The 23931-nt window shown below is 30.9% G+C and carries 26 protein-coding genes; all 26 read right to left on the reverse strand.

From position 1 onward, the window contains the following. Positions 1 to 70 precede the first annotated feature (70 nt). Entirely contained in the window at positions 71 to 823 is a 753-nt protein-coding gene (locus CC89_RS16370) for a M23 family metallopeptidase (protein ID WP_035293986.1), read from the reverse strand. A gap of 196 nt (positions 824 to 1019) precedes the next feature. Further along, positions 1020 to 2126, reverse strand: coding sequence for a stage II sporulation protein D (gene spoIID, locus CC89_RS16375; RefSeq protein WP_286161381.1), 1107 nt, complete (start codon positions 2124 to 2126; stop codon positions 1020 to 1022). 373 nt (positions 2127 to 2499) lie between these two features. Next, complete coding sequence (murA, locus tag CC89_RS16380) at positions 2500 to 3753, reverse strand: UDP-N-acetylglucosamine 1-carboxyvinyltransferase (RefSeq protein WP_035293987.1); 1254 nt, start codon at positions 3751 to 3753, stop codon at positions 2500 to 2502. Positions 3754 to 3773: 20 nt separating this feature from the next. Beyond that, positions 3774 to 4484, reverse strand: coding sequence for a YwmB family TATA-box binding protein (locus tag CC89_RS16385; protein WP_035293989.1), 711 nt, complete (start codon positions 4482 to 4484; stop codon positions 3774 to 3776). Positions 4485 to 4792: 308 nt separating this feature from the next. After that, a complete protein-coding gene (locus CC89_RS16390) occupies positions 4793 to 5197 on the reverse strand; it encodes a F0F1 ATP synthase subunit epsilon (RefSeq protein ID WP_035293991.1) in 405 nt (134 codons plus the stop codon). A 15-nt stretch (positions 5198 to 5212) separates the two neighbouring features. Continuing rightward, positions 5213 to 6610 (reverse strand): F0F1 ATP synthase subunit beta, encoded by a 1398-nt coding sequence (atpD, locus tag CC89_RS16395; protein ID WP_035293994.1) that lies wholly within the window; start codon positions 6608 to 6610, stop codon positions 5213 to 5215. Between the two features lie 20 nt (positions 6611 to 6630). Next, positions 6631 to 7497, reverse strand: a complete 867-nt coding sequence (atpG, locus tag CC89_RS16400) for an ATP synthase F1 subunit gamma (RefSeq protein WP_035293995.1) — start codon at positions 7495 to 7497, stop codon at positions 6631 to 6633. A 21-nt stretch (positions 7498 to 7518) separates the two neighbouring features. Next, positions 7519 to 9033 carry a F0F1 ATP synthase subunit alpha gene (atpA, locus tag CC89_RS16405; RefSeq protein ID WP_035293997.1) on the reverse strand — a complete coding sequence of 505 codons (1515 nt, stop codon included), beginning with the start codon at positions 9031 to 9033 and terminating at the stop codon, positions 7519 to 7521. A 17-nt stretch (positions 9034 to 9050) separates the two neighbouring features. Then, positions 9051 to 9584: a F0F1 ATP synthase subunit delta gene (locus tag CC89_RS16410; RefSeq protein WP_035293999.1), complete on the reverse strand. Its 534-nt coding sequence runs from the start codon at positions 9582 to 9584 to the stop codon at positions 9051 to 9053. A gap of 3 nt (positions 9585 to 9587) precedes the next feature. Continuing rightward, the gene (locus CC89_RS16415; protein WP_051931920.1) at positions 9588 to 10073 is read right to left on the reverse strand and encodes a F0F1 ATP synthase subunit B; all 486 of its coding nucleotides are present in this window, start codon (positions 10071 to 10073) and stop codon (positions 9588 to 9590) included. Positions 10074 to 10119: 46 nt separating this feature from the next. Beyond that, positions 10120 to 10362: an ATP synthase F0 subunit C gene (gene atpE / locus CC89_RS16420; protein ID WP_035294001.1), complete on the reverse strand. Its 243-nt coding sequence runs from the start codon at positions 10360 to 10362 to the stop codon at positions 10120 to 10122. Between the two features lie 72 nt (positions 10363 to 10434). Beyond that, positions 10435 to 11082 carry a F0F1 ATP synthase subunit A gene (locus CC89_RS16425; protein ID WP_035294003.1) on the reverse strand — a complete coding sequence of 216 codons (648 nt, stop codon included), beginning with the start codon at positions 11080 to 11082 and terminating at the stop codon, positions 10435 to 10437. Positions 11083 to 11103: 21 nt separating this feature from the next. Then, positions 11104 to 11457: a hypothetical protein gene (locus CC89_RS16430; RefSeq protein WP_035294005.1), complete on the reverse strand. Its 354-nt coding sequence runs from the start codon at positions 11455 to 11457 to the stop codon at positions 11104 to 11106. Between the two features lie 543 nt (positions 11458 to 12000). Then, entirely contained in the window at positions 12001 to 13176 is a 1176-nt protein-coding gene (locus CC89_RS16435) for an acetyl-CoA C-acetyltransferase (protein ID WP_035294007.1), read from the reverse strand. 128 nt (positions 13177 to 13304) lie between these two features. Continuing rightward, positions 13305 to 14459: a non-hydrolyzing UDP-N-acetylglucosamine 2-epimerase gene (gene wecB, locus CC89_RS16440; protein WP_035294009.1), complete on the reverse strand. Its 1155-nt coding sequence runs from the start codon at positions 14457 to 14459 to the stop codon at positions 13305 to 13307. 29 nt (positions 14460 to 14488) lie between these two features. Beyond that, entirely contained in the window at positions 14489 to 15514 is a 1026-nt protein-coding gene (locus CC89_RS16445) for a glycosyltransferase family 4 protein (RefSeq protein WP_035294010.1), read from the reverse strand. A 28-nt stretch (positions 15515 to 15542) separates the two neighbouring features. After that, the gene (locus CC89_RS16450; RefSeq protein WP_035294012.1) at positions 15543 to 16031 is read right to left on the reverse strand and encodes a deoxycytidylate deaminase; all 489 of its coding nucleotides are present in this window, start codon (positions 16029 to 16031) and stop codon (positions 15543 to 15545) included. Positions 16032 to 16434: 403 nt separating this feature from the next. Further along, positions 16435 to 17064: a uracil phosphoribosyltransferase gene (gene upp, locus CC89_RS16455; protein WP_035294014.1), complete on the reverse strand. Its 630-nt coding sequence runs from the start codon at positions 17062 to 17064 to the stop codon at positions 16435 to 16437. 94 nt (positions 17065 to 17158) lie between these two features. Next, on the reverse strand, positions 17159 to 17608 hold the full coding sequence (rpiB, locus tag CC89_RS16460) for a ribose 5-phosphate isomerase B (protein ID WP_035294015.1): 450 nt from the start codon (positions 17606 to 17608) through the stop codon (positions 17159 to 17161). 51 nt (positions 17609 to 17659) lie between these two features. Continuing rightward, complete coding sequence (locus CC89_RS16465) at positions 17660 to 18118, reverse strand: low molecular weight protein arginine phosphatase (protein WP_035294017.1); 459 nt, start codon at positions 18116 to 18118, stop codon at positions 17660 to 17662. 26 nt (positions 18119 to 18144) lie between these two features. Beyond that, positions 18145 to 19188 carry an L-threonylcarbamoyladenylate synthase gene (locus tag CC89_RS16470; protein ID WP_035294018.1) on the reverse strand — a complete coding sequence of 348 codons (1044 nt, stop codon included), beginning with the start codon at positions 19186 to 19188 and terminating at the stop codon, positions 18145 to 18147. A gap of 205 nt (positions 19189 to 19393) precedes the next feature. Further along, the gene (locus CC89_RS16475) at positions 19394 to 20119 is read right to left on the reverse strand and encodes a ZIP family metal transporter (RefSeq protein ID WP_035294020.1); all 726 of its coding nucleotides are present in this window, start codon (positions 20117 to 20119) and stop codon (positions 19394 to 19396) included. Positions 20120 to 20164: 45 nt separating this feature from the next. Continuing rightward, positions 20165 to 20746 carry a hypothetical protein gene (locus CC89_RS16480; RefSeq protein WP_035294022.1) on the reverse strand — a complete coding sequence of 194 codons (582 nt, stop codon included), beginning with the start codon at positions 20744 to 20746 and terminating at the stop codon, positions 20165 to 20167. Between the two features lie 28 nt (positions 20747 to 20774). Beyond that, positions 20775 to 21845, reverse strand: a complete 1071-nt coding sequence (gene prfA, locus CC89_RS16485; protein ID WP_035294023.1) for a peptide chain release factor 1 — start codon at positions 21843 to 21845, stop codon at positions 20775 to 20777. A gap of 68 nt (positions 21846 to 21913) precedes the next feature. Next, the gene (gene prmC, locus CC89_RS16490; protein ID WP_035294026.1) at positions 21914 to 22762 is read right to left on the reverse strand and encodes a peptide chain release factor N(5)-glutamine methyltransferase; all 849 of its coding nucleotides are present in this window, start codon (positions 22760 to 22762) and stop codon (positions 21914 to 21916) included. Between the two features lie 242 nt (positions 22763 to 23004). Continuing rightward, positions 23005 to 23913 carry a DUF1385 domain-containing protein gene (locus tag CC89_RS16495; protein WP_035294028.1) on the reverse strand — a complete coding sequence of 303 codons (909 nt, stop codon included), beginning with the start codon at positions 23911 to 23913 and terminating at the stop codon, positions 23005 to 23007. Between the last annotated feature and the right edge of the window lie 18 nt (positions 23914 to 23931).

Below are 23931 nucleotides of genomic sequence, written 5' to 3' on the forward strand. Positions count from 1 at the left end.
ATTAATTACCTTATAGCCTTTATTTATCTAACATCCAGCAGGAAATAATTTCCGGCTGGATGTTACAAAATTAGTACTTTACATATTTAGCTGGATTTACTTTGTCATTTCCTTTTAAAATTTCAAAGTGAAGATTACTTTTATACTTTTCATTAAAAGAAATCAAACTTGTATTTCCAACTTCACCTATTTTTTCACCTTGTTTTACTTTTTGACCTTTTTTAACAGAAATATTCTCTGATAAATTTGCATAAACTGACTTCAAACCATTTTGATGATCTATAACTACTTGTTTTCCATAACTATCTTTGTTATCTCCAACTTCTACTACAACACCATCAGTAACGGCAACTACCTTTTTACCTAACTCAGCCTTTATATCCATACCAAAATTAGGTCTGTATGTTCCTAATGACTCCCAATAAACAGGAACCTCTGAGTATTCTCTTCCGATAACACCCTCTACTGGTTTTACCATTTTACTATTTGCTATATTACCAGATACTTTTACTTCTTGTTTTTTTTCATTTTTTACTTCCTTACCTTGATGTTTATTATTTTTTACTTCTAAGGAATTCTCGTACTCTTTTTGTTCTCTTAATGAATCATCTATTAATGTAATTTCAGGATTTTTTGCGTTGTCTGTTGGCTTTTGTGACTGTATTTTAGCATTTTCCATTTGCTGTTTTTTTGCTACTTTATTATTTCTAGAACTTACAGCTGCTACTGTAGCAACAACACATAGGCAAACAAACAATATTACATATAATGCCTCCTTTCTTAGTTTTTTTGATGATTTTCCATTATTTTTGTCATTCAACATATTCCCACCTCCATTTTCTAGTTTGTCCAGTATATAGAAAAAAATACATGTATTTTTATATTTTTTTATTTAATTTCAAAAAATAAATAAAGTGCAATATTCTTAAATTGTTTCCATAATAAATGAAAGCTTTTAGAATATTACACTTTATCTAAATTTCCAATTAAAAATTGGACTTTTTCAGGTAGTATTACAATCATCGTACAACTTGTTCTAGCTTTTCTATTTCAGTATTTTTATAATAATGTTTTAATATATCCTTATATTTTTTATTATTTTTTGCCATAACATTAGCACCCCATTGACTCATACCTACCCCATGACCATATCCCGTGCAATCTATCTTCACATATTGAGGGAAAAAACTTATGTTGAAATTTGCAGAATTCAAATTTAAAGCCATTCTAAATTGTGGACCCGTTACATTTTCATTACCAACTTTTATTGCTTTAACACTTCCCCCTTCAGTTCTTTCAATTACTTTCACTTGAGTTTTTACACTGGAAGAAGATACTTTTGCCTTTGGAAAATTACTATTGATGGCATTTACAAAATTATTATAATTAATATCTTTAGAAGATTTATATTTAGGAGCAACCTCTTCTCCAGGGCTAGAAACACTTTTTAAATATGGTAAGCTATTTGAAAAAACCTCCTGTGAATTTTCAGTTTTTCCACTGCTGGTGGAAAAATAAAATGGAGATGCTATTAATTTTCCATTATAAGTAATAACTTCTCCTGAAGTTTCATTAACTGCCTGTACTATTTTTTTCCAAAGCTCATTTCTTTGCTTTTCCGGCCAAGAACTTATTCTACTTTCTTTAGACTTATAAACTTGGCAATGTACAGTATCACATAGATCAGCTCCCTTTCCATTTTTACATCCACCACCACCGAACTTCTTCATATGAGATATAGTATATGTTCTAGCTGCTACCGCTTGTGCCTTTAAAGCTTCTATCTGAAAACTAGCCGGCATTTCTCCAGAAACAACTCCTAATACATACTCCTCTAATTCTATTTCTTTTACTTTGTTCTCACTAGTTATATATACCTTAACCTTTTCTTCCTTTCCATTAAATTTATACTTAATCACTGATGTAGGATCATCTTTAAAATCCTTTATACTTTTCCCTGCATTAGCATTATTATTTTCATGATTAATCCCAACAAAAATTATTGAAAATAAGATTGTAGAAAGCATCCCTATAATTATTATTGAGGACATAGCTTTAAAATAAGACTTTATCCCTCTATAACTCTTCTTAATAACACTATTTTTTATGTTTCCCCCTATTTTCACATTAAGCACTCCCTTCGTTAAACTCAAACTATTAGCTTTTGTTAATCACATTAATCCAAATATTTTCGAAGTTTCATTTGAAGCTAAAAAAATTGTTTATGAGACTCTATCATTAATAATATATTAAAAAGCTGTATATTTTATTACTCAACTTTCGCGCTCTACATTAGATGAATAAAGGAAATTATTAATTTAATATGGGGTTTAAAAATTGGGTACAAAAGTTAGGTAAATTAGATAATAATAAAAAAATGGTGCTGTCGCATCAAGAATAAATACTACAATACATTGTGCTAGATTTAAATTTTTAGTACAATATATTGTATGTAAATTCTTTAATGCAACAGCCCCATTTTTTTGTATCTTTATATAATTATATTCTCGCTATATTTGCACCTATTTTTTTAAATTTCTCTTGTATATTTACATATCCCCTATCTATGTGATAAATATCCCCTATTAAAGTACAGCCATCTGCTACTAATGCTGCTAATATTAAAGAAGCACCAGCCCTTAAATCTGTAGCTTTAACTTCTGCTCCCGTTAACCTTTCCACACCTTCTATCACTGCTGATCTACCATCCAACTTTATGTTTGCGCCCATCCTTTTCAATTCAGATGCGTGCATAAATCTATTTTCAAATATAGTTTCTGTTATAATACTAGTTCCCTTAACTGTAGATAATAAAGCCATCATTTGTGCCTGCATGTCTGTTGGAAACCCAGGATATGGCATAGTTTTTATATCTACAGGCTTTAAAATTTTATTTCCATTTACAATTACACTTTCTTCTAATAATTCTATGCCTACATTCATCTCTCTCAATTTTGCAATTATAGGTTTTACATGCTCATGATTTACGTTATTTATCTTTAATTTACTTCTTGTTATAGCTGCAGCCACCATGAAGGTTCCCGCTTCTATCCTATCATAAATGGGCTTATATTTTGTTTTTTTAAGTTCTTTTACCCCTATTATTCTAAGTTTGTCTGTACCAGCACCTATTATGTTTGCACCCATACTGTTTAAAAAATTAGCTAAATCAACTATTTCTGGTTCTTCTGCAGCATTTTCTATTATAGTTTCTCCTTCTGCTAGTGCTGCTGCCATCATTAGATTTTCAGTAGCACCTACAGATGGAAAATCTAAATATATATTGCTACCTTTTAGCTTTTTAGCCTTCGCCTGTACATAGCCATGGCCTACGTATATTTCAGCTCCTAATGCAGTTAATCCTTTTAAATGCAAATCAATAGGTCTTGTTCCTATATTGCATCCGCCAGGAAGTGATATTTTAAATTCACCAAATCTTGCTACCATAGGTCCCATAACTAAAAAAGAAGCTCGCATCTTTCTAACTAATTCTGAAGATGGCTGGGATAATTTCAAATTAGAATTATCAATATTTATAATATTTTCTTCTTGATTTACTTCTATAGATGAATTTAAGCCTTTTAATACTTCACAAATAACAAATACGTCTTCTAACATTGGTGCATTTTCTATAATGCATTTTTCACTACATAATATACTCCCTGCTATTATTGGAAGAATAGCATTCTTAGCAGAACTTATATTAACTTCACCATTTAATTTACTACCACCATAAACTATTATCTTTTCCATATTATCCCCCATTTCTTTTCCTAATAATCCAATATTATTTGCGGAGTTCCTATAATTAAATAATTCCTAAAACCATATTTACAAACTGAATAATTAAAATCCACTAAACTTCCATTGACTAAAATAGGATCATATTTTCCAGTGTAGCAGCAAGTGCTATAGCCATTATTTATTTTTATAGTTTTCAAATTGCTAGCATTATATTCTTTAACTATTTTATTTACTTGTTCATTAACCAAGGGGAAATTTTCATTATATATTTCTGCCTTTATATAGCAGAATAATTTATTTTTAGCCTGAAATTCCACTTCTTTTATTGAATTCTGTACTTTATTCTTTAGGCTCTCACAATTATTTTCTTTACTCTTACATATAGTGTTTATAGTTATTATTTGTTGTCCATCATAATTTCTACTCTGAACATATCCTTCAATACTCTTATCATTAAACTCTAAACAATATAATCCTTTACCAACTATTTCATTATAACTTACTTTAGGTTCTATACTTTTTAATATAGTTTTGCAAACTTCCTTAGGATTTTTTTTAGTTGTAAATGACGTTATTAATCCATACTCCTGAACCTGGGCATTTGTTTTATATATAATTTCATTAAACAAATCTGGATTACTTTTACTTTCACAAAAATGTGTATTAACCATACCTAAAGCTAAAATAATTGTTAGAAAAAATAGCATGTTAATTCTTATAATATTTTTTTTATTTTTCATTTTAACCCCCTACCTCTCTTTTGAAATTATTGACAAAAAACAAAAAAATTATTCATTAGTCTTAAAAGATTTATTATTTCCTTATTTTAAAGCAAATTAATGGAATTCTCCAAGCAGACTACTCATAACAATAATTTTGTTCTTCAGTGTAAATAGGCATGGGAGTTCACTCTTGGCTTTAGGAATATATTAATAATATATATATTAACCCCTTAAAGTGTGCTTAATTGCATTTATAATTCTGTAGAAAGCTATCTTAAATTTATACAATAAAAAACTTCTGTGTCTAATGCACAGAAGTTTTTTATTTATATGTCCTTTAATTTTAATCTTGCCAATGCTCTTGCCAAAGCCATTTGGGCTCTTTTAATATCTACATTTTCCTCTTTTTTAGAAAGTCTTTCCTCAGCTCTCTTTTTTGCCGCTTCAGCCCTATTAAAATCTATATTTTTAGGCCACTCACAAGCATCACATAGCATCTTCACTTTATTGTTCTCCACTTCCAACATGCCACTAGATGTAAATGTCCTAAATTCTTTACCTTTTTCATCTTTAAAAACAGTAATTGTAGGTTTTAAAAGAGCTATTATAGGTAAACGCCCTGGAAGTATTCCCATATGTCCACTTAAAGTTTCTATATATATTTCTTTTACATTTCCATTATAAAACTCCTTCTCAGGAGTAATTATAAGTAGATTTAAAACACCTTCCATTTAACTCACTCCTATCTAGGCTTCCATTATCTTTTGAGCTTTTTCTTTTGCTTCTTCAATACTTCCCACAAACAAAAAGGCTGATTCTGGAAGATCATCATGTTTACCTTCTAGTATTTCTTTAAAACCTCTTATGGTTTCTTTTATCGGAACATATTTACCTTCCATTCCTGTAAACTGTTCTGCAACACTAAATGGTTGTGATAGGAATCTTTGTACCTTTCTAGCTCTAGCCACTACTAGCTTATCTTCCTCTGAAAGTTCATCTATACCTAATATAGCTATGATGTCTTGCAATTCTTTATATCTTTCTAGTAAGTGCTTAACTCTTTGAGCTACATCATAATGCTCTTCTCCAACTATTCTAGGCTCTAGTATTCTTGAAGTAGAATCTAGTGGATCTACTGCTGGATATATTCCAAGTTCTGCTATAGATCTTGATAAAACTGTTGTAGCATCTAGATGACTAAAGGTTGTAGCTGGCGCTGGGTCAGTTAAATCGTCTGCTGGAACGTAAACTGCTTGAACAGATGTTATGGAACCATGCTTTGTAGAAGTTATTCTCTCCTGTAAAGCTCCCATTTCTGTAGCAAGTGTTGGCTGATATCCAACGGCACTTGGTATTCTTCCAAGTAAAGCTGAAACCTCTGAACCAGCTTGTGTAAATCTAAATATATTATCTATAAATAAAAGTACATTCTGTCCTTGATCTCTAAAGTATTCAGCCATAGTAAGTCCTGTAAGTGCTACTCTCATTCTTGCTCCAGGCGGTTCATTCATTTGTCCAAATACCAAAGCAGTTTTTTCTATAACTCTAGAGTCTTTCATTTCATGGTATAAATCATTACCTTCCCTAGTTCTCTCACCTACACCTGTAAATACTGAAAGTCCCCCATGTTGTCTTGCTATATTATTTATAAGTTCCTGAATTAAAACTGTTTTACCTACACCTGCACCACCAAACAATCCTATTTTACCACCCTTTTGATATGGTGCTAACAAGTCTATTACCTTTATGCCTGTTTCAAACATTTCTGGTTCTACAGACTGTTCTTCAAAGCTTGGCGCCGGTCTATGTATTGGATAATATTTATCACATTTTATATCTTCACCATTGTCTATTGGCTTGCCTAACACATTAAAAAGTCTTCCTAAAGACTGTTCTCCAACAGGCACGGATATAGGATTTCCTGTATCTAAAGCCTCCATGCCTCTTTTCAAGCCTTCTGTGCCCTCCATAGCAATAGTTCTTACTATGTCATCACCTACGTGTTGCTCAACTTCCGCTACTACTATTCTTTCCCCAGCATTAATTTCAATGGCATTATATAAATTCGGAAGATAATCCGAATCAAATTTTATATCTATAACTGGTCCTATTATTTGAACAACCTTTCCTATAGTTCCTGGCATATACTCACCTCCAAAAGGTTTTATTTTTGAGCTTCAGCACCGCCCACAATTTCAGAAATTTCTTGTGTTATGACGCTTTGTCTTATTCTATTGTATTTAATATTTAATTTTTCTAAAAGATCATTTGCATTTCTAGTTGCATTACTCATAGCTTCTACCCTAGAAGCTTGCTCACTGCACTTAGAACTTATCAGGCAATTAAGTATCATTCCTGTTATGTAGCCTTTCATTCTTTCCTTTAAAATATCTTCTGAAGAAGGTTCAAACTCAAAATAATCATTAATATTATCTCCATTTTCTATCTTTTCAGATTTATTTTCTAAAGGAAGAAGTTTTTTTACCTTTATAGAACGCTTCATAGTGCTAATAAATTCGCTATAAACTATATTTATTTCTCCTACTTCGCCCTTCTCATACATATCTAAAGCATGCTTAGCTAATGTATTCCCCTCTTTGGCAGTAGGTACATCCGGTATATCTACATATTCAGCTACTGTTTCAATATTAGTTCTCTTTAAATAGCTTCTTCCCTTTTGTCCCACAACAATAATTAAAGATTTATCCTTATTATCTTTAATAAGTCCAATGGTATGATTTACCACTTCAGCATTAAAACCACCACAAAGACCTGCATCAGAAGTAAGCATTATATATAACTTATTTTGGTTGTGATTTCCATCCTTATATATATTGGTACTTGCATCAGCAAATACCAATTTACTCATTACTTCCTCTAAGTATTCATAATACTTATCATTAAATCCTAATTTATCTCTGCACTTTTTTAACTTTGAAGTAGCAACCACATTCATAGCTCTAGTTATTTTTCTTGTATTAGTTATAGATTTTATTCTTCTTTTTATTGCAATAAGTCCTGCTCCAGCCATAGTTCACCTCCTGCAGGGAAACTACCTCCCTGCTAAAAATACTTTTTTAAACTCTTCAATGGCCTTTGACAATTCATCTTTAATATCATCTGTTAGCTCTTTTTTATCTAATATATTCTTGCCTAAATGTCTGTAATGAGTATCTACATAGTCAAAAAATTCCTTTTCAAACTTTCTAATATCCATTACAGGCACATCCATTAAATGGTCATTTACCGCTGCAAAAATTATCATAATTTGCTTATCCACTGCCATAGGCTTGTATTGTTCTTGCTTTAATATTTCTATTAATCTTTTTCCTTTTTCTAATCTCTTTTTAGTTTCCTTATCAAGATCCGAACCAAATTGAGCAAAGGCTGCAAGTTCTCTATATTGAGCTAACTCTAGTCTTAAAGTACCAGATACCTGCTTCATAGCTTTTATCTGTGCATTACCACCAACTCTCGAAACTGATATGCCTGCATTTATAGCTGGCTTTTGACCTGAGTGGAATAATTCTGATTCCAAAAATATTTGTCCATCAGTTATAGATATTACATTGGTTGGTATATATGCAGTAACATCTCCCGCAAGAGTCTCTATTATTGGTAAGGCTGTTATAGATCCTCCTCCAAGTTTATCGCTAAGTTTTGCAGCTCTTTCTAGAAGTCTTGAGTGCAAATAGAAAACATCTCCAGGATAAGCTTCTCTTCCTGGTGCCCTACGAAGTAATAGCGCCATGGTTCTATAAGCAACCGCATGTTTTGATAAATCATCGTAAACTATCAATACATCCTTGCCTTTATCCATAAAATATTCTCCCATACTACAACCAGAAAAAGGTGCCAAATATTGAAGAGGTGCTGAATCTGAAGCTGTAGAAGATACAACTATAGTATAATCCATAGCTCCCATCTCACTTAAAGTATTTACTATATGTGCTACTGTTGATTGCTTTTGTCCAATAGCTACGTATATACAAATAACATCTTGCCCTTTTTGATTTAATATAGCATCTATGGCTACAGCAGTTTTACCTGTTTGTCTATCACCTATTATAAGTTCTCTCTGACCTTTTCCTATTGGTACCATAGAATCTATAGCTTTTATTCCTGTTTGCAGAGGTTTCTTAACAGATTGTCTTTCAATAACTCCTGCTGCTTGATGCTCTACTGGTCTATACTCAGATTCCTTTATAGGACCTTTACCATCAATAGGTTTACCTAAAGGATTTACTACTCTACCAACCATAGCCTCTCCCACTGGGACCTGCACAACTCTGCCTGTTCTCTTAACTATATCTCCCTCTTTTATTCCTTTTTCCGAGCCCAATAGCACACAACCTACGTTATCTTGCTCTAGATTTAACGCCATTCCATAAATGTCATTTGGGAATTCTAATAATTCACCTTCCATACAATCATCTAATCCATATACTCTAGATACACCATCACCTATTTGAACTATAGTTCCCGAATCCTCTGTATGTATCTTTTTCTCGTATCTCTCTATTTCTCTTTTTATTATTGATGTTATTTCTTCTGGCTTAACATTCATGGTATCACCTCTCTTCCTTACTTAAGCACACGTCTTCTTATTTCATTTATTTTAGTTTTTATAGTTCCATCAATTACATCATCGCCTACTTTTACATAAACACCGCCAATTATTTTTTTATCTATTATCTCCTCTAAAAGAATTTCCTTGCCATACGTTGTTTTTAATTTTTCTATTAGTTTATCTCTTTCATAATCATTTAGAGGTATTGCAGTGGTTATTTCTGCCAAAAGAATATTATTTCTTTCTAGATGTATTTTTTTCATTTCTTTAAGCTTTTCTTCTAGATAAAGTATTCTATCTTTTTCTATCAATATAAGCAAAAATGATAGTAAATCCTCATCGATTTTACCTTTAAATACATTTATAAAAATTTTTTTCTTTTTTGATGTAGTTATTTCTGGATGCTTTATAACCTGCAAAAATTCCTGATTATTTTTAATTAAATCCACTATTTCCTGCAGATCATTCATATATTCATCTATCTTACCTTTATTCTCCGCAACTTCATAAAGAGCTAAAGCATATCTCCTATCTAAATATTCATACATAAGCTATATACCTACCTTAGCAATAAAATCTTCTATTATTTTTCTGTGTTCTTTTTCATCAATGGCTTTTTCTAAAACTTTTTCTGATAAAACTATAGATAGGTCTATAACTTGCTCTTTAACTTCTTGCTGAGCCTTTTCCTTTTCCCTTTGAATATCTACTTCTGCACGCTTTATTATTCTTTTTGCTTCTGTATTAGCGTTATTTAATATTTCATCGTAAACTTTTTCTGCTTTTTCTTTATATTTTCCAACTATTTCTTTACCTTCTTGAGCAGAATTTATTAATAACTTTTGATTTTCTTCTTTTAACCTAAACGCATCTTCCTTATCTTTTTTTGCACTATATATATCATTTTCTATTTTATCTCTTCTGTTTTTCATGAATTCAGTAACTGATTGGAATAAAAAATGTTTTAAAATAAGAAACAAAACAAGGAAGTTAATCATAGCAAATATGATTTTACTAGGTTCTATGGTCATTTCCATGAAAAGCCTCCTTTCCATCTACCAAGATATAATTTGGAGACATTCCTTATTTTATTCCTACAAATATTAATAATAGAGCCACAAGTAATCCGTATATAGCAGTAGCTTCTGATAATGCTCCACCAACGATTAATGCTTTTGTTATTTTATCACTAGCCTCTGGTTGTCTAGCTATACTTTCTACAGCTTTGCCTGTAGCATTTCCTGTTCCTAAAGCTCCTCCTATACATGATAAAGCAGCAAGTCCTGCTGCTAAAGCAGTCATACCTAATGCAAATGAATTATTCATTGTAAAATCTCCCTTCAATTTTTAATTAATAAATTTTATAAATTCAATATATAAAATAAATTTTAAACTTAATTATTCATGCTCTGCTATAAGCTTAATGTTTATCATGGTAAGCATAATAAATATGACCATTTGAAGCGAACCATCAAAAACATCAAAATAAGCATGCAGTGGTATTGGTATTCCAAACTGAGCTACAACTCCCAAATGATGCAGTGCCTCATAAAGTAAATCCATTATTATTGTAGCTGCAAACATATTTCCAAAAAGTCTTAAACTAAGAGATATTGGAAAAGATATTCTTTCCATGATATTTACCGGAAGTAAAAACACATAAGGCTGAGCAAATCCTAAAAAATAGTGCTTAATTCCAACCTTTTTTATAGTATATCCTTGAATAACTATAAAGCTCACTAATCCCAAACCTAATGCCACACTATAATCAGCTGTAGGTGGCTTTATGCCAAACAAACCTGCTAAATTTAAACAAAGCAAAAATAAAAATAAAGTCCCTATAAAAGGTACAAATCCAATGTACTCTTTTCCCATATTATCTTCTACTAAGCCTGCTATAAATTCTACAAAAGCTTCTGCAACATTTTGTTTTCCTTCTGGTATTTCTTTAAAGTTTCTAGTTAATACTATTGAAAGAATAATAAGAATAGCCATTATTACCCATTGAGCAACAAGTCCTGCGTTTATAATATTCCCTATTGTCATATAGTCACTCCCTTCAACTTATCAAATTAAAAATGCATATACTATTAACGATATAAAATTGCAAGTATATCCTAACATAAAAGAAAATATATAAAATGTATTTTCTTTTATTGTAATCAATGCAATAACACAAACTAATATGGCCCTTAGTACCAAACTAATAACACTAATGTTTTTTTGTGACTTTGCTCCTATATTAAGAGCAAAATTAGTTGAAAAAGCATTTATAGAAAAACTAATTATGTTAATAAATAAGCCCATAAGAAATGAATTGGTATATTGCCTAAAGAATATAAAAACAAAACTTCCTATAAGTATTCCTAGTATTAAATTAATAATGACAATCTTCCTAAATGCCTTGACAGTCTCTTGCATATTCCTTGCCTCCACATTTCGTATAGAGTACATTATATTACTGTGTTTTTTATAAACAAAACTTAATTTAACCTCATTTTGCACGATTTTTATCATTTAATAGCTGATTTGTTTATAAATAGCGTTTTTTTCTTTTCATGACTATTTAATTCTTCCGAATACTACATTTTAAAATTTCAATTTTAAATTCCTTCTTTTTTAAGACAATATAAAATGTTCTGATTTATGTAATAATTTTTCTTATTTATTTTATATTTAAAATAATTTATAAATACATTTAAATTTATTAATAAATATTTATAAATACGTTCCAATAATTAATTATTCACTTATTCTATTAAAAATTAAGTTTGTTTTTAAAATTGACTAAAAATATACCCATTTATTCAAGATTTCTTAAATTTTTTTTATTTATTTAATATATTATTAGCAATGTGTGGTATAAATATTTATAAAACTCTTACTGTATAGCTTTTCATTGAAATAAAAAAAAGAGTGCAAATAAACACTCTTAAATAAAACAATATTTAAATTTAACTTTAATTATCTTTCAACTATGATAGCTGTTCCCATTCCCCCACCTATACAAAGAGTTGCTAAACCTCTTTTAGCATTTCTTTTATTCATTTCATATAATAAAGTTACAAGTATTCTTGCACCTGAACATCCAACTGGGTGTCCAAGAGCTATAGCTCCACCATTTACGTTGACCTTTTCCATAGGAAATTTTAAATCCTTAGCTACAGCCAAGCTTTGAGCTGCAAATGCTTCGTTTGCTTCTATAAGATCTAAATCCTCTACTTTTAATCCTGCTACATCAAGAGCCGCTTTTGTAGATGCTACTGGACCATATCCCATAATAGATGGATCTACTCCCCTTGAACCATAGGATACTATTTTGGCAAGAGGTTTTAATCCCAATTCTTTAGCCTTCTCAGCGCTCATAACAACCAAAGCCGCTGCACCATCATTTATACCTGATGCATTACCAGCAGTGACAGTCCCATCTTTTTTAAATGCTGGTTTTAATTTAGATAATTTTTCAACTGTTGTACCGTATCTTGGAAACTCATCCTTATCAAATACTATTTCTCCCTTTCTATTCTTTATAACCACAGGAACTATTTCATCCTTAAATCTTCCTTCCTCTATAGCTTTTTCAGCTTTTTGCTGTGAAGCTGCAGAAAAAGCATCCTGCTCTTCCCTTGTAAAATTCCATTTTTCAGCTATGTTTTCAGCAGTTATACCCATATGATAGTCATTGAATGCATCCCATAATCCATCCTTTATCATGGTATCTACTACTTTGCCATCGCCCATTCTTTGACCCCATCTATTGTTTGGCAATATGTATGGTGCTGCAGACATGTTTTCCATGCCACCTGCGACTATTACATCTGCATCTCCTGCTTTAATCATTTGAGCCGCTAAGCTTACTGCTCTTAAACCAGAACCACAAACTTTATTAATAGTAAATGATGGTATTTCCACCGGAAGTCCAGCCTTTACTGCAGCTTGCCTTGCTGGACTCTGACCAAGACCTGCCTGAATTACATTCCCCATTATTACTTCATTAACTAACTCAGGCTTAATTCCTGCTCGGTTTAAAGCTTCTTTTATTACAATTGATCCTAAATCTACAGCTGAAACATCCTTTAGCGTTCCACCATATTTTCCAATTGCAGTTCTAACAGCGCTTACAATAACTACTTCCTTCATATTAATACCCCCCAATATCATTAACATCTATAAAATGAGGTTTAAACCCCTCATGTTAACATTATACACATTCTTATATTTTTTATCAACGTTTACATTTTATGTTAAGATTTAAACAATCTTTATGTCTACTTTATTTTAAACTCTTGACATCTTTTATCTTTTAATCCAAAGTAATACAATATAGAATGACATATTCTTTCTGCCGCTTCTCCATCCCCATATGGATTTATAGCTCTACTCATAGTGTTATATACTGTTTCGTCATTGATAAGCTCATTAGCATTTTGGATAATATTATTAATATCCGTTCCAACTAATTTTACAGTACCAGCTTCCACTGCCTCAGGTCTTTCTGTTACATCCCTAAGCACTAGAACTGGTTTTCCAAGATGAGGCGCTTCCTCCTGTAGTCCACCAGAATCTGTCATAATCATAAAGGATTTATTCATTAAATTATGAGTTTCCTTTGTATCTAGTGGCGATAATAAGTGAATTCTATCCACTCCATTAAGTTCCTTATAAACTACATCCTTAACTATAGGATTTAAGTGGACTAAATATACTAATTCCACATCTTTATTTTCTTCTACTATTTTCTTTAGAGCTTTGCAAATATTTTCTATACCGCCATCCCAGTTTTCTCTTCTATGGGCAGTGACCATTATAACTTTTTTACCTTTATAATCTATTCTATTTAATTCCTCATTTTCAAAAACATAATTCTCCTCTACAGTATATTCCATAGCATCTACTACTGTATTTCCTGTTACAAATATATCTTTTGGATTTACTCCTTCATTTAAAAGATTTTTTCTTGAGGCAGTTGTTGGAGCAAAATGTAAATCAGCTATAGCACCTGTAAGCTTTCTATTCATTTCCTCTGGATATGGAAAGTATTTATCAAAAGTTCTAAGCCCAGCTTCTACATGCCCTACTTTGATTTGTTTATAAAAAGCTGCCAATCCTCCTGCAAAAGTAGTAGTAGTATCACCATGTACCAATATAATATCTGGATTTTCTTTTTCAAAAACCTCTTCTAACCCTTCTAATACACTAGTAGTTATAGTAGTTAAACTCTGTTTACTTTTCATTATATTCAAATCATAATCTGGAATGATATTAAAAAGTTCTAATACCTGATCCAGCATTTGTCTGTGCTGTGCTGTAACACAAACCTTAGATATAATATTCGGATTTTCTTCAAGTTTTTTTACTAACGGTGCCATCTTTATACCTTCCGGTCTTGTTCCAAAAATACTTATTACTTTTATTTTATCCACAATAAACTCCTCCAATGTTGCAATGTATTTTATTCTCTATGTTCAAAAAATCCAACTTTCCAAGCTATAAGCACTATTATAATTATTACAGCTGTAACTAAAAAATATGCTCTTTGATTACTTATTTCCATAGCTATTATTGAGATTCCACCTAGTATAGCACTAATAATATACATGATTAACACAGCCTTTTTCTGACTTAATCCCATATCTAAAAGCCTATGGTGTAAATGGCCTCTGTCTGCTTTCATTATAGGTTTTCCGTTTATCTTACGTCTTATCACAGCAAATAATGTATCATATATTGGGAGTCCTAAAGCTAGTATTGGTACCGATATGGCAAAGGCTGCTGCAGACTTAATTGCCCCAGTTATTGATATGGCAGCCAATAAAAATCCTAATAATTGAGAACCAGTATCCCCCATAAATATAGATGCTGGATTAAAATTATAAGGTAAAAATCCTAGTATAGCTCCACTAAGTATAATAGTTAATATTGCTGCATCTGCTCTATTATTTATTATAGCTATAATAAATATGGTAATAGAAGATATAAATGCTACTCCTGCTGCTAATCCATCTAACCCATCAATTAAATTAAATGCATTAGTAATGCCAACTACCCACATTATAGTAAGAGGTACAGAGAGAAATTTTAAATTCAAGTATAAATTTGAAGCACTAAAAGGATTAGTTATAATCTTTATACTTGTTCCAAATTTAATTAATATTAAAGCTGCTACCACTTGAAATATCAATTTCACATATGGCTTTAATTCTTTTAAATCATCAATAACCCCCCCCAATACAATTACTGACGCGCTTATTAATATTCCTATTTCTTCTGTGGTTAAAGCTTCTTTTTTTAGAATCAAAACTAATACAAATGCAGTATAAATTGAAAGTCCTCCTAAAAGCGGAATTGGTTTTTTATGAATTTTTCTTTCATCTTTAGGTATATCAATAGCTCCAACCTTTTTTGCAAACTTCTTAACTAGAGGTGTTATTGCAAAAGAGATAACTACAGAAATAATAAATAAAATTAGTTTTTCCATATTAACCTTCCTTATTCTGTCTTATATTTTAGTATCCTCCATCTCCATAAAGGGAGTCATCATCTTCTACCCACTGATTTACATCTATAACTCTAAAATTCGTCTTTGTATCCCTTATAACTACTTTAGATATTCCAGAATTTATTATAAATCTTTTGCATAGTGCACAAGGAGAAGCGTTTTTAACTAGTTCTTCTGTTCCCATCTCCTTTCCAACTAAATACATAATTGCTCCTATCATATCCTGTCTTCTTGCTGATATTATTGCATTTTGTTCTGCATGAACTGATCTACAAAGCTCATATCTTGTTCCTCTTGGAATATTTAATTGTTCTCTTCTACAATAACCTAAATCAGAACAATTTTTTCTCCCTCTAGGTGCTCCAGTATACCCCGTAGATATAATTTCATCATTTTTTACAATTATAGCTGCAAAGTTTCTTCTAAGGCAAGTTCCTCTTTCCAGCATAGTCTCACATATATCTAGATAATAATTATTTTTATCTATTCTCTCCACTAAATTTCCTCCTTGTCATAATATCATTATTGTTAATAGAATATCTATTTAATCATAATTTTAAACTTTATATTTTTACTATTATTTGAATACTCAACTTTCACACATAAACTTCAAGCTACATTAGATGAATAAATGTTTCTAATTTAAATTTTCAACTTTTATTTTATAGCTGAGAAAGTTGAATTAGTAATATATAAATCTTAATAAATGCATATACTATCATTATATATGATAATTGTATTATTTAAAATTAAATTTGTCTAAACACTTTCAATTATAATCCATATGCAACTTAATTAATACGTCTTTAGCATAATCTTCATTAAAATTTTCTAAAACAAAAGGATTGTCCTTGGACAATCCTTTTTGTTTACATCTAACATTGTTTTTTAATCTCTACTTATTTTGTTCCAAACAATCTGTCTCCAGCATCTCCAAGTCCAGGAACTATATATCCCTTTTCATTTAGTCTTTCATCTACTTGTGCAAAATATATATCTACATCTGGATGAGCTTCTTGAACCGCTCTCACACCTTCTGGAGCACCTATTAAGCACATTAATCTTATATATTTTGCACCTCTCTTTTTAAGTGCATTTATAGCATCTACAGCAGATCCACCTGTAGCAAGCATAGGGTCTGTAACTATTATATCTCTTTCATGAATATCTTGAGGCAATTTACAGAAATATTCTACTGGTTGGAGAGTTTCCTCATCTCTATACATTCCTATATGTCCAACCTTAGCTGCTGGTATAAGTTTAAGCATACCATCTACCATTCCAAGTCCTGCTCTTAAAATTGGAACTATAGCTACTTTCTTTCCAGCTAACATTTTGCATTTTGTCTTGCATATTGGTGTTTCTATTTCCACTGTCTCTAACTGCATATCACGGGTAACTTCATAAGCCATCAACATGGCAACTTCTCCTACCAACTCTCTAAAATCTTTAGATCCTGTATTTTTATCTCTTATTAAAGCTAATTTGTGTAATATCAATGGATGTGATATTTGAGTTACTTTTCCCATTTTTATTCCTCCTAATATAATTAATTTGGTCACTTATAATATCGTTTTTCCTATATTCTTTTCTTATGCATACTCTTATAATATAAATAATTGGCTACTTACAATATTTTTTTTCTAGATCACTAATTTGTGCTACTCTTCTTTCATGTCTTCCACCTTGAAAATCAGTACTTATAAATGCATCTACTATATCTAAAGCTAATCCTTTTCCTACAACTCTTTCTCCCATAGTTAGTATATTTGCATTATTATGTTCTCTACAAGCATGAGCACTAAATGTATCTGAACATAATGCAGCTCTCACTCCTGGAACTTTATTAGCAGCTATGCCTATTCCTATACCAGTTCCACAAATCAATATACCTAGATCAAAGTTTTTAGCTACAACTTCAGTAGCTACCTTCTCAGCAAATTCAGGATAATCACAAGATTCTGTAGAATTTGTTCCAAAATCTTTTACTTCTATTCCTTTACCTTTTAAATGCTTTATTACATCATTTTTTAAGTTGAAGCCACCATGGTCACTTCCTATTGCTATTCTCATAAGTTAACACTCCTTCAATCTATATATTTCAAAAAAAAGAAGATACTAGTATTATTTAAAAATACCCTTATCTTCTTTTATTTTGCCTATTAATAAAAATATTTTATTCTTTAATTCAAAAAAAGTATTTTGATAAACTTCTATATTTCCACCAAATGGATCACTTATATCTCCCGAAACACCAATATAATCATTTATAACAAATACTTTATCTGAATATTTCGGAAAATGTTGTTTTATCATATCCTTTATATAAGCTGTCATCACTAATATCAAATCTGAATTTTCTATAATTTTTTCATTTATCTGAACAGCTTTTCTATTATTTATATTGACATTTAAATTTTTTTGTATAACTTCTATTGCATTTTGAGAGGCTTCACTATTGGGAATAATCGATAATCCCGCTGAGAATGCACATATATCTTTTTCTTTACAATAATTATTAAAAATAGCTTCTGCCATAACACTTCTGCAAGTATTTCCTGTGCAAACAAATAAAACTTTCATAGCAATACCTCCCTTATGTAAATATACTAAACTCTTTCTATATTAAATCCTGCTGCTTTTTTCAATCTATTCATTATAGCAACACCAATCTCTTTTTCTTCAAAAGCTTCCGCATATATAACTTCTACATCCGTATCATCAAAGCTTCTTAAAACTTTAAAAAGATTTCTAGCTATTTCTTCCGGATTTTTTCTACTTCCTAAAGAAACAACTAACCCTCTTTTGTAATAATTTTTAGTTTCTTCTGTAGCCATTATACCTACTTTTTTATCATCTATATAATTTTGCACTATTTCATTGATTTTTTCAATAGTTTTTTGTAAATCTCCATCTATTATTTTTAAAGGTGCTTTTGGTGCATAATGCCTATATTTCATGCCTGGTGCCTTAGGTTTAAAATGCTTTTTAGGTTTTTCCATTATGGCTGAATCTATATAAATTTCCTTATGCACATCTCTTAACATTTCTAAAGTTATTCCACCTGGTCTTAATATACAAGGAGGATACACTGTACAATCCACAATGGTTGATTCTACTCCAACTTCACTGTTTTCTCCTCCTATTACGCATTCTACCTTTCCCTTTAAATCTTCTATACAACCATCTACAGTGGTTGGACTTGGTCTTCCAGATATATTAGCAGATGGAGCCGCTATAGGCCTTTTAGACTCTCGTATGAAATCCCTAGCCACTTGGTTTGAAGGCATTCTTATACCTATGGTTTTTAATCCTGCACTGGTTACATCAGGTATAATACTGCTCTTTTCCAATATTAAAGTTAAAGGACCTGGCCAAAATCTTTCCATAAGTTTATTGGCTATATCAGGGATATGCTTAACTAATGGTTCTATATCTTTTAAATCTGCTATATGCACTATGAGAGGATTATCCTGTGGTCTTCCCTTGGCTTTAAAAATCTTTTCTACTGCATTGCTGTTTAAAGCATCCGCTCCAAGTCCATATACCGTTTCTGTAGGAAAGGCCACTACTCCTCCCTTCCTTATTATTTGTCCAGATTCTTCTATTCCTTCTTGATAGTTTTCTTTTAATATGATGACTTTAGTTTTCAACTTAACATCCCTTTCTCTTTAGCCATTAACTCAACTTTCGTACATAATTTTCAAACTCTACATTATTATGAATAAAGGAATACAAGCATAGTTTTAAATTTTAAATTTATAATTTAAAATTTAAAATAAATGTTGAAATTCTTAGAAATTTTTTGAATTTAAATTGTGATTTTATAACTGCAAAAGTTAAGTTATTGCTCTTTGCTTAAAGTACATTTGTTATAGTAATTCCTAAAATAATCCCTATTAAAACACCCTTAAAACAGCTTTGTGCATTATGCAAACTGCAAGCTTCTGGTATCATTTCTCCACAAACTATATAGCTCATTATACCAGATACAAATGCAAAAAGTACTCCCAACGTTTCCTTAGAAACAATACCTAAAAATAGCCCTATAAGTCCACCTATAAGAGTAGGAAGCGCAGATAAAAAGGAATAGAATATGATCCTATACTTTTTTTCCCCAGCTGCCATAAGGGGCGCTGCCGATGCTATACCCTCAGGTATATCGTGCATAGCTATTATTACACTCATTTTTAAACCTAAAGTGCTTCCCACACCTACACCACATCCCATTATAAGACCCTCTGGAAAATTATGAATTGATAAAGCAAGTATAACTAAAATAGCAACTCTTTTGTAGTTATTAATAGAATTATTCTTTACTATTATAAAGTTATTTATTATAATGACCACTATTACACCTATAAAAAAGTATAATATAAAATAAAAAAATTTCAACTTATTTAAAGCCTCGGGGACTAAATCTAGTATTACTATAGATAGCATAACTCCACCAGCTAAACCCATTATTACACTTAAAAATTTACTTGAAGGATTTTTAACTATAATACCTAATAAAGCTCCTATCATAGTTCCTGCCAAAGATATAACCCCAATTAATAAAATAAGATAATTATACCCACTCAAATTAACACCTCCATCCTATATATTTTTATTTATAGGATAAGGTGTTTATTCTATGTTTCTATATAATTTTACGTTTTCTATTGCCTCATCTGAAAAAAAAGCATTTTCACAATTAACATATATATCATTAAGAAGTTTATATTTATAAAAACCTCCACCAGTTAACACTGTATAATAATACTTTTCTGAGGATTTTTTTTCTTTCATTTTATGAATATTTATGTATATATCTTCATTTTCACCTAAAAATTTCTTATTCACTTCTTTAAAATTTCTTTTCTTAACTTTTGATGATATGATAATTATTATATTCAAATCTCTACCTTCATTTATAGTGTGCACCATTAAAACTTTGTTTTTTCGCATAACTGTTGTAAGATCTATTATACCTGTTTTAACCAATATCTTATCGTAATTTACAACATATCTTAAATAGTTATTTTCTACTTTACTTACTACGATTATTATTGTAATCATTTGAATAAATATTAAACTTATTTTTAAAGCCGTGTATAGCTTTGGGAGAGAAATAAGTATAATTAATGTACCAAAAAAAATAAAGCAACCAGAAAACAAAAATCGTTTAATAGATTTATGTTGTTTTCTAATTCCTTTATCTATATTCATAAACTCTCCACTCTTTCCTTATTATTTATTAAACACCCATAGCTTTCATTTTTTCAGCCTGCTCAGTAGTAATCAATGCATCAATAACCTCATCCATATCACCATCGAGGAAGCTTTCTAGTTTATATAGAGTTAGACCTATTCTGTGATCAGTAACTCTACCTTGTGGATAGTTATAAGTCCTTATCCTCTCACTTCTATCTCCTGTTCCTACTTGACTCTTTCTATCTTCAGAAATTTGAGCACTTCTTTCAGCTTCAGCCTTTTCATATATTCTTGCTTTTAATACCTTAAGAGCTTTTTCTCTATTTTTTAGCTGAGATTTTTCATCTTGGCAAGATACTACAATTCCTGTTGGTATATGAGTCATTCTAACCGCAGAGTCAGTAGTATTTACGCACTGTCCACCATTTCCAGATGCTCTAAATACATCTACTTTTAAATCATTTGCATTTATTTCTATTTCTACGTCATCCACTTCTGGCAAAACAGCCACTGTAGATGTTGATGTGTGTATTCTTCCACTGGATTCTGTGTCTGGAACCCTTTGAACTCTATGAACTCCACTTTCATACTTTAACTTACTATATGCTCCATGTCCTTTTATCATAAATACAACTTCTTTAAATCCACCTATGTCTGTTTCATTTAAACTCATAATTTCTGTTTTCCAGCCTTGACGTTCTGCATATCTTGTATACATTCTAAAAAGATTTGATGCAAATAATGCAGCTTCTTCTCCCCCAGCACCGCCTCTTATTTCTACAAAAACATTCTTATGGTCATTGGGGTTTTTTGGAAGTAGTGCTATTCTTAATTCCTTCTCCATATCTTCCTTTTTAATTTCGTATTCTTTTATTTCTTCCTGAAGCATATCCTTTAATTCTTTATCACTTTCTTCTCCTATCATCTCTTTATCAGATTCAATTGTAGAAAGTATTTCCTTATATTTTCTATACTTATTAACTATAATTTCTAAATCCGAATGTTCTTTACATAATTTTTGCCATTCCTTTTGATCTGCTATAATTGTTGGGTCACTTATTTTTATGGATAATTCATCATATTTATTTTCTATAAAATCAAGTTTATTAAGCATTATTATCACTCCGTGTACTTATATTTTCACAATTAGTTATTATAACATATTTTTTTTAACTTAACAAATTAAATTTTCCCTATAACCACTCTGTCTAACCCTGATAAGTCTTGAAAACATAACACTTTTTCAAAGCCATTGGTTTTAAAAATTTCTTTTACCGCTTTCCTTTGATTGTATCCTATTTCAAAAGCAATTACTCCCTGCTCAGTTAATAGCTTCTTACCTTCTTCTACTATCTTTCTATAGAAATCCAATCCATCCCTACCACCACATAAAGCTATGTAAGGTTCATAATCCTTAACATCTTCCATTAACGTAGGGATTACATGTTCTTCAATATAAGGTGGGTTAGAAACTATAATATTAAATTTATAATTCTTTTTCTTTATAAAGTGAAAAAGATCACTTTGTATAAAATCCACTCTATTTTCCAATCTAAATCTTTTAATATTTTCAGTTGTAACCTCTTTAGCTATTTCTGAAATATCAGAGCATACAACCTGTGTGTCTTTAGCTATATTTGCTATGGATACCCCTATAGCACCACTGCCGCAACAAATATCCAATACATTTTTAAATTTATTTTCATTTATTATTTCTAGAGCCTTCTCCACAAGAATTTCCGTAGCTGGTCTAGGTATCAAAACTCCTTCTTTAACAAAGAAGTTCATCCCCATGAATTCACATTCGCCCAATATATATTTTACTGGCATCTTTTTCTTTCTCATATTTATATATTTAAAAAATTCTTTTTCCTCATTAGAGTTCACGTCTAAGTCTCTATTCATTATTAAAAATAACTTATCTTTGTTAAGCACCTTGCATAATAAAAGTTGAGCATCCAACATATATGTATCTATTTGTTCCTCTTTTAAAATATCATATGCACTAGATAAGATTTCCTTTATCCTCACTAAATCACCAACCCTTTTTATTCTCCACTAAGCAACTGTTACACTAGCACCCTAACCCCATAACGCACCATCCTCTTATATACCGTTTCTCTGGAACACTATCACTCTGACAGCCACCAAACTAACTTCGCTTTCCTATCCCGCTGGCGCACTATCTACTAACTGACTGGTCACTGGCACTCTGACAACTACCAAATCAACTCTGCTCTCCTAGCCCACTGGCCATCTAGCCCTCTAGCACCCTATTTGAGGCCTTCTGCTGCTTTAAGAGCAGTTATAGCCACCTCTAGTTGTTCTAAATCTGGTTCCCTGGTGGTAAGTCTTTGAAGCTGCAACCCTGGATATGCTAGTATTTTAGATACTTTATTGGAACTTTTACCTAGCCATCTTATAATTTCATAGGTTATACCTGATATAAGAGGAAGTAGTATGATTCTATAAACCATTCTCTCTATTATTGAATTCCACCCTGTAAGTGAAAAAATCAATATGCTTACTATCATAACCAAAAATAAAAAATTAGTTCCGCACCTTGGATGAAACCTACTAAATTTTTTAGCATTCTCTGGAGTTAGTTCCATTCCACTTTCGTAGCAAAAAATACTTTTATGTTCAGCCCCATGATATTGATACACTCTATTTATGTCCTTCATCTTCCCAATTAAATATATATATATAATAAAAATAGCTACCCTTATAGCTCCTTCTACTATATTTAAAGCTATACTACTGTTAATCCTCTTTTTAAAAAAATTAGCTCCTATAGTTGGCAACGCCAAGAATAAACCCATAGCAAATATAAATGACACTATAAGTGAAAAACCCATAAACACGTCTTCAGCTTTTTCCTTAAAAACCTTTTTCATAAAACACTCAAATTTAGAAGGTTTGCTTTCCTCTTCTTCAAAAAAAGAAGCTGAATAATTTAATGTTTGGATTCCTATAACCATGGATTCTATAAGAACTACAAATCCTCTAATTATTGGAATAGATAATATTTTAAATCTTTTCGTAAAAGGAATTATATATTTTTTATTTGTTTCAATGTCACCATTGCTTTTTCTAACAGAAGTAGCTATACAGTCTTTTCCCCGCATCATAACTCCTTCTATTACAGCTTGACCTCCAACCATATTTTTTCCCTTAGACATATTTACACATCCTTTTTT

The sequence above is a fragment of the Clostridium sp. KNHs214 genome, assembly GCF_000744935.1.
Taxonomy (GTDB): Bacteria; Bacillota; Clostridia; order Clostridiales; family Clostridiaceae; genus Haloimpatiens.